Source organism: Paenibacillus sp. 2TAB23, assembly GCF_052115165.1.
In the GTDB taxonomy this organism is placed as follows: domain Bacteria; phylum Bacillota; class Bacilli; order Paenibacillales; family Paenibacillaceae; genus Pristimantibacillus.
This window is the reverse complement of sequence record NZ_JBFRGD010000023.1, coordinates 41246-53337: the sequence shown is the minus strand read 5'-3', so window position 1 is coordinate 53337 and position 12092 is coordinate 41246. Positions and strand designations below refer to the sequence as shown.

General features: G+C 51.9%; 9 protein-coding genes. 8 read left to right on the top strand and 1 reads right to left on the bottom strand.

Translation table 11 applies throughout. From position 1 onward, the window contains the following. Positions 1-10: 10 nt before the first annotated feature. The 6 genes from iolE to AB4Z29_RS25835 all read left to right on the top strand — a co-directional run bounded on the left by iolE (position 11) and on the right by AB4Z29_RS25835 (position 9232). On the top strand, positions 11-910 hold the full coding sequence (iolE, locus tag AB4Z29_RS25860; RefSeq protein WP_441945856.1) for a myo-inosose-2 dehydratase: 900 nt from the start codon (positions 11-13) through the stop codon (positions 908-910). 13 nt (positions 911-923) lie between these two features. Next, positions 924-1934, top strand: coding sequence for a 5-dehydro-2-deoxygluconokinase (gene iolC, locus AB4Z29_RS25855; RefSeq protein WP_441945855.1), 1011 nt, complete (start codon positions 924-926; stop codon positions 1932-1934). A 19-nt stretch (positions 1935-1953) separates the two neighbouring features. Continuing rightward, positions 1954-3399 (top strand): CoA-acylating methylmalonate-semialdehyde dehydrogenase, encoded by a 1446-nt coding sequence (locus tag AB4Z29_RS25850; protein ID WP_441945854.1) that lies wholly within the window; start codon positions 1954-1956, stop codon positions 3397-3399. Positions 3400-3451: 52 nt separating this feature from the next. Further along, on the top strand, positions 3452-4507 hold the full coding sequence (gene iolG, locus AB4Z29_RS25845; RefSeq protein ID WP_441945853.1) for an inositol 2-dehydrogenase: 1056 nt from the start codon (positions 3452-3454) through the stop codon (positions 4505-4507). After that, complete coding sequence (gene iolB / locus AB4Z29_RS25840; protein WP_441945852.1) at positions 4500-5318, top strand: 5-deoxy-glucuronate isomerase; 819 nt, start codon at positions 4500-4502, stop codon at positions 5316-5318. Before iolG ends, iolB begins: the two co-directional genes overlap by 8 nt. Positions 5319-5596: 278 nt before the next feature. Next, positions 5597-9232 (top strand): glycoside hydrolase family 44 protein, encoded by a 3636-nt coding sequence (locus AB4Z29_RS25835; RefSeq protein ID WP_441945851.1) that lies wholly within the window; start codon positions 5597-5599, stop codon positions 9230-9232. An 83-nt stretch (positions 9233-9315) separates the two neighbouring features. Here AB4Z29_RS25835 and AB4Z29_RS25830 read toward each other — a convergent pair whose 3' ends face one another. Further along, positions 9316-9786 (bottom strand): GNAT family N-acetyltransferase, encoded by a 471-nt coding sequence (locus AB4Z29_RS25830; protein ID WP_441945913.1) that lies wholly within the window; start codon positions 9784-9786, stop codon positions 9316-9318. Positions 9787-9872: 86 nt separating this feature from the next. On the opposite strand from AB4Z29_RS25830, the gene AB4Z29_RS25825 reads away from it, so the two are divergent. Together AB4Z29_RS25825 and AB4Z29_RS25820 are read left to right on the top strand one after the other, a co-directional pair. After that, positions 9873-10409: a cysteine hydrolase family protein gene (locus tag AB4Z29_RS25825; protein ID WP_441945850.1), complete on the top strand. Its 537-nt coding sequence runs from the start codon at positions 9873-9875 to the stop codon at positions 10407-10409. Between the two features lie 282 nt (positions 10410-10691). Next, a complete protein-coding gene (locus AB4Z29_RS25820) occupies positions 10692-12044 on the top strand; it encodes a cytochrome P450 (protein ID WP_441945849.1) in 1353 nt (450 codons plus the stop codon). Positions 12045-12092: the final 48 nt, after the last annotated feature.

Genomic DNA, 12092 nt, shown 5'->3' with positions numbered 1-12092 from the left:
GAAATCACAAATGGGCAATTATCCTTTCAAGCTAGGCATTCACCCGATCAACTGGGTAGGCGAGGATGTCAAGGAGCATGGAGAGCATACGACTTTCGAGCAAATCGTAGATGAAATTCAGCTGCTCGGGTTAACGGGGACGGAGATGGGATGCAAGTTTCCGACTGACCCGGACGTATTGAAGGAGGAGCTCTCGAAGCGCGGCATCGGCTTAACCTCGCAGTGGAAAACGGTCTTGTTCTCAGATCCGAGCTTTCGCGAGAAGGAGCTAGCTGCTTACCGCGAGCATGCGAAATATTTGCAAGGCATGGGCAGCACGGTCATCAGCACCTGTGAAGGAGGGGGCTCGCTCCATTTCGATGTGCGGCGGACACCGCATGAGAAGGAGGTGCTGCGCCTCGACGAAGCAGGCTGGCAGCATCTAGCCGAAGGACTGAATGCGGCTGGCGCGATTGCGCAGGAGTACGGCTTGAAGCTGACCTATCATCATCATGGCGGAACGGTTGTTGAAAGCCCGGATGAGATCGACAGGCTGATGGAGCTTACCGATCCGACGCTCGTCTATCTGCTGTTCGACACGGGTCATGCCTATTACGGCGGAGCTGATCCGCTGCATGTGCTGCGCAAGCATTACGACCGAATCGCGTATGTCCACCTGAAGGATATCCGGCAGAATGTGCTGGATCGCTCACGCGCCGAGCAAGCGGACTTCGTAACCTGCATCCGCAACGGGGTGTTCACCGTGCCTGGCGACGGCTGCATTGATTTTGAACCGATCATCGGCGAATTAGTTTCCCGAGGCTATGACGGCTGGGCGATGCTGGAGGGCGAGCAGGACCCTGCCGAGCATCCCGCATATGAGTATGCGAAGCAAGCATTAAACTACTTGAAGTCGCTTAAAATCACATAAAGGAGGATGCAGCATGCAGCATGTGACTTTCCCAACTGGCAGAACGTTTGACTTTGCAGCCATTGGACGGCTGTGCATAGATTTGAACGCGAATGAAATTAACCGCCCAATGGAAGAGACGATGACCTTTACCAAATATGTCGGCGGATCGCCCGCGAACATCGCGATTGGAATGTCGAGACTCGGTCAGAAAACGGCTTTTATCGGCAAAATTGCCAACGATCAAATGGGCCGATTTATTGCCAGCTACTTGGAGCGTGAAGGCATTGATACATCAAGCGTTTCGGTGGATGACACCGGAGCAGTGACGGGTCTTGCTTTTACCRAAATCAAAAGCCCGTCTGAATGCAGCATTCTTATGTACCGCGACAACGTCGCTGATCTGCTGCTGAAGCCGGAGGAGGTAAGCGAAGCGTTGATCTCGCAAGCCAAGCTGCTGCTGATCTCGGGCACGGCTTTGGCCCAAAGCCCCTCGCGAGAGGCGGTATTCCAATCGCTTGAATATGCGAAGAAGCATGGAACGGTTATTGCGTTTGATCTGGATTACCGCCCTTATACATGGAAATCCGCGGAGGAGACGGCCGTTTATTATAATTTGGCGGCGGAGAAATGCGATATTCTCATCGGAACGCGCGAAGAGTTCGACCAGATGGAGATGTTCGAAGCCAATCCCGAGCATGATGACCGGGTGACGGCCACGAAGTGGTTCAGCCATACCGCTAAGATTGCGATTATCAAGCATGGCAAGGAAGGCTCGATTGCTTACACGAAGGATGGTTCGGAGCATCGTGCCAAGAGCTATCCAGCGAAGGTTATCAAAACCTTCGGAGCGGGCGATTCGTACGCGGCTGGATTTCTATACGGCGTGATGCAAGGCTGGACACTGGAAAAAAGCATGGAATACGGCAGCGCGGCAGCTTGTATTGTCATTTCGAGCCATAGCTGCTCAGATGCAATGCCAACAACTGAACAGGTAGAGGACTATATCAAGCGCTGCGAGCGCGGTGAAATTACAGCTTCATAAGCCGAGAGGAGAGCGAAAAATGGTGAAAACATTGAAAAACTGGATCGGCGGGGAATGGGTGGAGGCTTCAACCTCCGCAGCGGAGGCGGTTGTTAATCCGGCAACGGAGGAGACGCTTGCGCATGTGCCTTTATCTACGAAGGAAGATGTCGACAAAGCGGTTGCCGCGGCAAAAGCCGCATTCCAAGGCTGGAGCAAAACAGCTGTGCCAAAGCGTGCACGCATGCTGTTCAAATATCAGCAGTTGCTCGTTGACCATTGGGAGGAGCTGGCTCAGCTCATCACAAAAGAAAACGGGAAAAGCTATAACGAAGCATATGGCGAGGTACTGCGCGGCATCGAATGCGTAGAATTCGCCGCGGGAGCTCCGAACCTGATGATGGGCAAGCAGCTGCCAGACATTGCTTCTCATATTGAATCGGGCATGTACCGGTATCCGATCGGCGTAATCGGCGGGATTACCCCGTTCAACTTTCCGATGATGGTGCCTTGCTGGATGTTCCCGCTCGCCATTGCATGCGGCAATACCTTCGTTTTGAAGCCGTCTGAGCGTACGCCGCTGCTTGCGGAACGGCTTGCGGAATTGTTCGATGAAGCGGGCCTGCCTGCCGGCGTGCTGAACATCGTGCATGGGGCGCGTGATGTCGTGAACGGCATTCTGGAGCATAAGGATATTGCTGGCGTATCATTCGTTGGCTCACAGCCGGTTGCGGAGTATGTGTACAAAACCGGAACGGCGAATGGCAAGCGCGTGCAGGCTTTGGCTGGCGCGAAAAATCACTCCATCGTGCTTCCAGACGCTGATCTTGATCTTGCTGTCAAAGAAATCGTCAGCGCCGCTTTCGGCTCGGCGGGCGAACGCTGCATGGCCTGCGCGGTCGTCGTGGCGGTCGGAGAGGTAGGCGACCAGCTGGTAAGCAAGCTGACAGATGCCGCCAACCGCATTACGATTGGCAACGGCATGACAGAAAATGTGTTTCTCGGTCCGGTTATTCGCGGTGCTCATAAAGAGAGAACGCTTCACTATATTGAAACAGGCGAACAGGAAGGCGCTCTGCTCGTTCGCGATGGGCGCAAGGACTCGGCTGCTGATGGAGCGGGCTACTTTGTCGGGCCTACCATTTTTGATAACGTCGCGTGCGGCATGAAAATTTGGCAGGACGAGATTTTTGCTCCTGTGCTGGCCGTCGTTCGCGCAGCCACGCTGGAAGAAGCGATTGCGATTGCGAACGAGTCTGATTTCGCCAATGGCGCCTGCTTGTTCACAACAAACGGCAGCAGCGTAAGGCAATTCCGCGAGACAATCGACGCAGGCATGCTGGGCATCAACTTAGGCGTACCGGCGCCTATGGCGTTCTTCCCGTTCTCAGGCTGGAAAAAATCATTCTATGGCGATCTCCACGCGAACGGCACCGATGGCGTTGAATTCTATACACGCAAAAAAATGGTGACGGCTCGGTGGTAAGCTGCCTAGGTTTACATTCATACATGCAAAGCGAAGCGGGAGGAATAGCGAGATGACGAAGAAAGTAACGATCGGCATTATCGGAGCAGGGCGCATCGGCAAAATTCATGCCGACAATCTGCTCCGGCTGCCACAAGTACAGATTACAGCGGTAAGCGATCTGTTCGCAGGTCCCGAGCTTATAGAGTGGGCGAGTGAACGGGGGATTGCCAAGGTAACGAAGGACAGCTCCGATATTATCAATGACCCGTCGATTGACGCGATATTCATTTGCTCCTCGACGGACACCCATGTTCCGTTGATTAAAGAGGCGGCTAAAGCAGGAAAGCATGTGTTCTGCGAGAAGCCGCTCAGCATGGACATTGGCCGGACCGAAGAGGCTGTTCAAGCGGCGGAAGAAGCGGGAATCAAGCTGCAAATCGGTTTTAATCGGAGGTTTGACCATAACTTCAAACGCGTGCGCGAGCATGTGCTCATTGGCTCGGTCGGTACGCCTCATATTGTGAAAATCACCTCGCGCGACCCCAATCCGCCGCATGAGGACTATATCCGTGTTTCCGGCGGCATATTCATGGACATGATGATCCATGATTTCGACATGGCGCGGTACCTGACGGGCAGCGAGGTTACGGAGGTATACGCGCAAGGCGGCGTCCTCATCGACCCTGTATTCGGCAAATACGGCGACGTCGATACGGCAATCGTTACGCTTCGCTTCGAGAACGGAGCGCTTGGCGTCATTGACAACAGCCGCCAAGCTGCTTACGGCTACGACCAGCGCGTAGAAGTATTCGGCTCAAAAGGCAGCGTTGCTGCGGGCAATGACCATCCGAACACAACGGAGGTCAGTTCAGCGGAGGGCGTTTCAAGAGACAAACCGCTTCATTTCTTTCTCGAGCGCTATAATGAGGCCTACATCGATGAAACGAGGCAGTTTATAGCGTGCCTGGCCAACGGACAGCCGCTTCCTGTTACGGGAGAGGATGGGGTCAAAGCAGAGATGATCGCATTGGCTGCCAAGCTGTCGCATCAGCTCGGGCGGCCGATCAAAATCAGTGAAGCCGCGCAGTTGAAACGGGAAACAGAAGGGATGGAGAGCCATGTCTAAGTTAATCGTTAGGCCGAATGCACCGGACAAGGACGGCATCGTCCTTGCTGTTTCACCGGAGTCTGCAGGCTGGGAATATGTTGGGTTTGAGGTAGCGAAGCTTGAAGCGGGACAGTCGCTGCAGCGCGATACCGGCAGCCTTGAATATTGCCTTGTGTTTTTGTCCGGCATTGCGAATGTAGCTACGCAGGAGCTGAGCTGGGAAAACGTCGGGGAGCGCATGAGCGTATTCGAGAAAAAACCGCCCTATTCGGTATACGTTCCGGATGGAAACAGCTTTGAGGTGACGGCTGCGACCGCGGTCGAGCTTGCGATCTGCAGCGCTCCCGGCAAAGGCAGCTTTAAGGCACGGCTTATCGCACCATCGGCTTCCGCTCAAGAAACGCGCGGTTACGGGAATTTGGAGCGGCAGATCTATAATATTTTACCAGAGATCGAGCCTGCAGACAGCCTGTTGGTTGTGGAGGTAATCACGCCGGAGGGACATTGGTCCAGCTACCCGCCTCATAAGCATGACCGTGACGCTATGCCGGAAGAGTCGCTGCTGGAAGAAACCTATTATTACAAAATCCAGCCCGAACAGGGATTTGCCGTACAACGTGTCTATACCGATAACCGATCACTAGATGAGACGTTGATCGTAAAGAACGGTGAAACGGTGCTCGTGCCGGAAGGCTATCATCCCGTTTCCGCCCCTCCAGGCTATGAAGTGTATTATTTGAACGTGATGGCGGGACCTACCCGTGCTTGGAAATTCACCAATGATTCGGAGCATGCGTGGATCATGACGAAGCCGGAAGATCGCAAGTAAATAATAGGCACATAAACAGAGCCTTCAGCTCCGCTTTAATAGTGGGGTTGAAGGTTCTTTTGTGCTTTTTATGGGATGGATCCGCTTTGGTTACCTCTCTGATTAGGACAGTCGCTTCGTTCTGAAAAGCATCTTATTTATCCGCCTTTTGGTAGGGGTGAATATTTTTCATCCTCCTCAAGAGCATTAAAGCTGCGTTATACTCCAATTTGGAACAGCGGGTCGAAGCGCTTTAGTTTCAGACCTACCATGAAGAAGCTGAAACATAAGGAGAATGAATGATGAACGGATTAGCTAGAACGGTGAAGAAACCAGCGCTTATTGTACTGATAGCACTTATGCTGCTTGTAAACAACATAAGTTTACCCATGCCGATCGTGACGGCTTTGGCGTCAAATCCGTTGACAGCATCTGCAGTGCTCGCATCCTCAATCGTTGAGGCGGGAACGGGGGCAGCTGTAAACGTAAGCGTGAAAGCGACAGATCAGACGGATGTACTAATTGACGTGGAGTTTTTTGACTCCTCGCTTAAAAACGTAGGCAAAGTGTTCGTTGACCATATAAAGCTGGAGGCTGGGGTGGAGCGAACGGTCCCGCTTGTTTGGCAAGTACCGGCTAACTTGCCCGCGGGCCAATATCTGGTGAGCTTCGGCATCTTCGGCGCCGGCTGGGGAAGCGGCGTGAGCAAATGGTTTCCAGGTGCGGCGACACTGACGGTAACGGGAGGAGCTCCGGTACTCAGCTTCTCATCACAAGCACTGGCATCGCCTTCAAGCGCAATGACAGGCGGCGAGGTGAGCATCGATGCTTCAGTGACAGCAAGCGAATCAGCGTCTGTACTCGTCGAGGTCAGTATTGTTGAGCCGAGTGGAACGAAGGCGAAGATACAATCGTTCACCGAGTCGTTTGCGGCCGCTCAGACAAAGCATTTCCCGCTGGCTTGGACCATTCCTGCGAATGCACAGACGGGCAATTATAAGGTTGAGATCGGGGTATTCAGCCCAGACAGAACGAAGTCCTATATGCAGAATCAAACGGCAGCGCAGTTTTCGGTAGGCTCTGCGTCGCAGCCTGTACCCGCCATACCTGCGAACGTGAAGGCTGCAGCAGGCGCGGCAGAAGTTACTGTGACATGGGACGCGGCGGAGCACGCGATTTCTTATGACATTGAGATTGACGGTACGCTTGTTAATGACGCTGGCACTGCTTCCTATGTACATAAGGGTTTGCAGCCGGATAGCGAGCATACGTACAAAGTAAGGGGCAAAAACGGCAGCATCGTAGGACCATGGAGCGGGCTAGTTAAGGCTAAGGTTCTTCCCGCAGGCAATGACACGGAAGCCATTAAAGTCGTGACAGCGACAGGCAACAACGCCAAAACCTCGTCGATATCGACAAAGTTTAAGGTGGCAAACAAAGGGAAGACGCCAATCCAATTAAAGGATCTGCGCATTCGCTACTACTTTACTGCGGACTTTGCGGGCGAGGATGAGAAGGAGTTTGCAGTCGGGTTCTACAGCATGGTGAAATGGAGAACGGTTCTGAAAGAGAGCATAAATGCGCAAATCGTGAAGATGCCGATTCCTTCCGCTGATGCCACTCATTATCTGGAGATTGGCTTTACGGAGCAATCGGGTGCCATTCCGGCGGGCGAGGAGCTGGCGTGGAATGGCTGGTTCAATAAAAGCGATTGGTCCTCGTTCAATCAAGCGAATGACTATTCTTACCTGCATTCGTCTACAGAGCAGGAGAGCTCCAAGACGATTGTTTACAAGGACGGGACACGTACTTGGGGAGTTGAACCTGTGCTGCTCGATATGCCATCCTTCCCGGTGAATGTCAAAGCAGCTCCGAATGATACTTCTATTACGTTGACTTGGGATGCTGTAGAGGGAGCGACCGGCTACGAGGTATATGCGGATGGTGTGACAACGAATGTTGCCGATCCTTCCTATGGCTATGATTATCTGAAGCCGGGTACTCTGCATACGTTCAAGCTTAGAACGATTAAGGACCAAACAGCGAGCTTATGGAGCTCGGCGCTTACCGTTAAAACAACGGGCGAGCAGCAGCTCCCTGCGCCATCAGGCATACGGGCAGAGAAGACGGAAAGCTCGATTAAAGTGACTTGGAGGGCGCTTCAGGAATTGGTGACCGGCTATGATATTGAAATTGACGGGACGGTCATGCCGTTAGAGTCGACTTTGTTCTATACACATAGCGGTTTAACACCAGCTTCACTGCACACTTATCGGGTACGAGCGAAGGATGGGAGCACGTTAGGCCCATGGAGCGACCGAATCAAAATCAATACGCTTCGCACGCCGACGGCCGCCTTTGACGTGGATTTCCGCATCGACCCGACAGCCGAAAGAGCTCCGATCAGCCCTTATATTTATGGCTCGAACGAGGATTTGACGGGGACAGAGAACCTCACTGCAAGAAGAGCTGGCGGCAATCGCTTCTCTGCGTACAACTGGGAGAACAATGCTTCCAACTCCGGAGATGATGCGGGCTTTGTAAGCGACTCGTTCGTACCTTGGTATTACGGCGGCATTCCGGTTTCCGAGAGCGCCAAGTGGAATATCCCGGGGAGCGCGGCAATCGGCTTTCACCAGAAGTCGCTCGAGAAAGGCGCCTATACGCTGTGGACACTGCCGACGGCAGGTTATGCGGCGAAGGACAAAAACGCGCGGGTAACCAAAGCCGAAACTGCGCCATCGAATAGATGGATCGATGTGAAGGCAGCCAAAGGCTCGCCGTTCAGCTTGTCTCCGGATTTAAATGATAATGTTGCCTACAACGATGAGTTCGTTAACCTGATGGTCAACCGGTTCGGCCTTGCATCCTCAGGAACAGGAATTAACGGCTATTCCATCGATAACGAGCCGGGACTTTGGAAAAAGACGCATGCCTATATGCATCCGGAAGCGACGAAGGGGGCTGAGGTGCTCAGCAAATCGGTTGATCTTGCCAAAGCGGTCAAACAGGTCGATCCAAGCGCTGAAATGTTCGGTCCTGTATCCTACGGCTTCAGCGATGCCTATATGGTCGACAATAAGCAGGAATGGGAACAAATCAAAGGCAATTATCGCTGGTATTTGGATTATTATTTGGATAATATGGCCCGTGAATCACGCAAGGAAGGCAAACGTCTGCTCGATGTGCTGGATATTCACTGGTACTCTGAGGAAATGGGCGGAGGAACGCGCATTACGAGCACCGCTCTCGATAAGCATAACCTGGAGACGCATAAGGTGCGCGTTCAGGCTCCAAGATCGCTTTGGGATCCAAGCTATCGTGAGAAGACGTGGATTGGGGATTGGTACAGCGAGTTTCTGCCGTTAATTCCGGCCATGAAGAAATCGATCAACACGTATAACGAAGGTACCAAAATGGCGTTTACCGAATACGATTTCGGCGGAAGCCACCATGTGTCAGGCGGGATTGCGCAGGCAGACACGCTCGGCGTATTCGGCAAGCAAGGGCTGTACATGGCGAACTATTGGAACATGGCGGGAACGTCACGTCTATCCCAAATCCCTTACTTGTCCTCCGGATTTCGAATCTTCAACAATTACGACGGAAGCCATTCAAAATACGGTGACACGAAGGTAGCTGCAGACACGAATGACATCGAGAACAGCTCGATCTACAGCTCGGTGTTCAAGGACAGCGACAACAATCTGCACATGATCGCCATCAATAAAAACTTCGATTACGACATGAATGCTTCGTTCACGATTGGCGGAGATACGGCCTATCAATCGGCCCGAGTCTGGGCGTTTGACGAGAGCAGTCCGGCAATTACGGAAAGAGCAGGTGTTGCGGAAATTAGCGGCAATACGTTTACGCTGAGCATTCCGAAGCTGACCGTCGCGCATATCGTGCTTTCGGCGGAGAGCAGCTCGTAAAATTGTACATGGCGCTAATTCAAAAGGCTATGGCCGCGAGGCCATAGCTTTTTGGGCTGGATGGGCGAGTGGAAGCCTTATGCCTACAGCGGTTTGAGCATTTTAAAATTGACGAGCTTAATTCCTCGGCGTTCAACCTCCTGCGCGAGAACGACGCGGTATCCGCGGCTCTCGAAAAACGGTTTGGCGGTAATGCTTGCTTCCGTATCGATTTCGACCATGCCTGCATGTCTTGCGGCTTCTTCGAGGCGATTGACTAATGCAGACGCAATGCCTTGCCTCTGAAAATCTTTATGAACATATAGACGGTCCAAGAGGCCATGTGGAGTCAAGTCCGAAAAGCCGACGAGTTTTCCGTCGATTTCGGCGACGTAAGCAATATTTTGCCGCATTGATTGTCCCCAAATTTGCAATTTGAGCGGTTTATCGTCCTGAGACGCCCAAGCATCGAGCTGCTCTTGCAAATAATCTCGTTTGTTAACCTCATGGACCGTTTCGTAGAACAAGGAAACAATAGCATCGATATCCGTATCGGTAAAAGCTCTAACTTGCACCATTCATCCTCCTTAGATGGCGGGGAACCCGCTTGAATGCTAGCAATTTTAAAAGCAATGAAAATATCAATCAAGGATGTGTCGCTTTGAAATCTGTCCTATTCGTCATGGATATCCAGCAGGACTTTGTGGGAGAAGGCGCTAGAATGCCCGTTGCGAAACATCAGGTCGAGCAACTAATTACGAATACGAATGCAGCCATTACGCAGGCTGAAATCCACAGAATCCCGATATTTTACATTAGAAATGAATTTGAAAAGGAGCAATGGCTATCGAACTGGTTCAGGAATCATGCGGCCATAAAGGGAACGGAGGGTGCACTACTAGATCCTCGATTGAAGGTTGTCAACAGCTTCGGCTATGCAAAAAAACAGAGCAATGCGCTCAGTAATCTAGCGTTGCTTCAGCATTTACAGAAGCTTGGGACCGAGCATTTATACATCGCTGGATTATTTGCAGAGGGCTGTGTCTCCTCGACGGCCTGGAATGCAATGACTAAAGGCTTATTGGTGTCCGTCATTCAGAATGCTGTTGCAGGAGCCAATGAATCGAAACTGCAATCCGCGTTGAAGAGACTTGAACATCGTGGAGTCAGGCTTCTCCATGCCAAACGGGTTAGTTAAGCCATCATAAACGGATTGTGGCTGGCGCGCAATATGATTCTTCAAAAGTTGTCTGCAATGATACTTATCGTCCGTCGACTTCAAGCGGAGGCGTAAATTAACATAAGGGAAGAGCATGTGAGTGGATGGATCAGCGCTCCATTTTATTAACGATCGTAAGAAGTGAGGGATAGTGATGACAGAGCTTCATCCTTATATTTTTGAACAAGTGCTATACATCCAGCAGGCAGAGCTGGAGCAAAGAAGCCGACATGCATGGTTGTGGAATTGGAGGAGAGACATATGAAAACGGCTTTAGCGAGTAAATACACGCCGAATGGACCGAAAGGGTCATGGCTGAGCGGGAATTTGATGGCCTATCGGAAAGACCCGCTCGGATTTTTGACGGATCTGCAAAGAGATTACGGGGGAGTCGCAAAAATTCGGTTCGGGCCGCAGCAGATGTACGTTATTTATGATCCTGCGCTGCTGAGGGAAGTGCTATTGACGAAGCAGGAGCACTTTGTGAAGCTAAAGGCGTTTCAGGAGGCTAGGCTCTTTGTCGGTGACGGAATGGCGACAAGCGAAGGAGAGAAGCACAAAAAAATAAGAAAATTGATGCAGCCGCATTTTACGAAAGCCCATATTCAGAAGTATGCGGAACAAATGGTCGATATCGTGGAAAATGAGCTCGATACGTGGGAGCCTGGCCAATATCGCAATCTGACGGATGACATTTCAAACATGACATTCGCCATCATAGCGAAAACGCTATTTAGTCTCGAGGGCAACGAATATTCTCGTGGGATTCGGGAGCCATACGAGCTGATTAATCGTATGTGCTCGGAGCGGATGCGCTCGCTTCTGTCGATGCCCTTATTTGTGGGGACGGCCAAAAATCGGGCCTATAAGGCGGCGCTTCAAGCGCTAGACCAAGGCGTTTATTCGATCATTCGGGAGAGAAAGCTGAACCCCGAGCAGGGGGAAGGCGATCTGCTATCCGTGTTGTTAACGGCGAAGGATGAGCAGGGCGAAGGCATGAGCGACCAGCAGCTTCGAGACGAGCTAATGATCATGTTCATCGCCGGGCATGAGACCTCGGCCAACGCCTTGTCTTGGGCATTTTCTTATATCTTAAAGCAGCCGGAGGTATTGCATAGACTTTACGAGGAATGGGATCGCGTATTAAACGGCAGCAGCGTTACGGCAGCGAATTATATGCAGCTTACCTATACGCAGAACGTGCTTTGGGAGGCGATGCGCCTGCGGTCGCCAAGCTTTTTTACCGGACGCTCTGCAACTGCCGACGTAGAAATCGGTTCTTTTACCGTCAAGAAAGGGCAGTCTGTTTTGTTCAGTCCTTATGCCATTCATCAAAATCCTGAGTACTTCCCGAACCCGCTTTCGTTTATTCCGGAGAGATTCGAGAACGATTTGCTGAAAAGAATTCCGCAATTTGCTTACATCCCGTTTGGCGGCGGGCCGAGAGGATGCATCGGCAACCATTTTGCTATGCTGGAGATGGTCATCACGCTATGCACGATTGGTCAGCGCTTCCGTCTGCGGCTTCCGCTTGGTCATCCCCCAATCGAAATGGAAGCCCTTATGACCTTACGGCCGAAGAATGGCATCGAGGTATTAGTGAATAACCGCTAGACGGGCTGCACGACACAGCAAGCTTTCGGGCAGATGGAAAGAAGAGCA

What these genes read in the sequence shown, in the direction of transcription:
- AB4Z29_RS25835 (WP_441945851.1), top strand. Translation starts at nt 5,597, where the DNA reads ATGATGAACGGATTAGCTAGAACGGTGAAGAAACCAGCGCTTATTGTA.
- iolG (WP_441945853.1), top strand. Translation starts at nt 3,452, where the DNA reads ATGACGAAGAAAGTAACGATCGGCATTATCGGAGCAGGGCGCATCGGC.
- AB4Z29_RS25850 (WP_441945854.1), top strand. Translation starts at nt 1,954, where the DNA reads ATGGTGAAAACATTGAAAAACTGGATCGGCGGGGAATGGGTGGAGGCT.
- AB4Z29_RS25820 (WP_441945849.1), top strand. Translation starts at nt 10,692, where the DNA reads ATGAAAACGGCTTTAGCGAGTAAATACACGCCGAATGGACCGAAAGGG.
- iolB (WP_441945852.1), top strand. Translation starts at nt 4,500, where the DNA reads ATGTCTAAGTTAATCGTTAGGCCGAATGCACCGGACAAGGACGGCATC.
- iolE (WP_441945856.1), top strand. Translation starts at nt 11, where the DNA reads ATGGGCAATTATCCTTTCAAGCTAGGCATTCACCCGATCAACTGGGTA.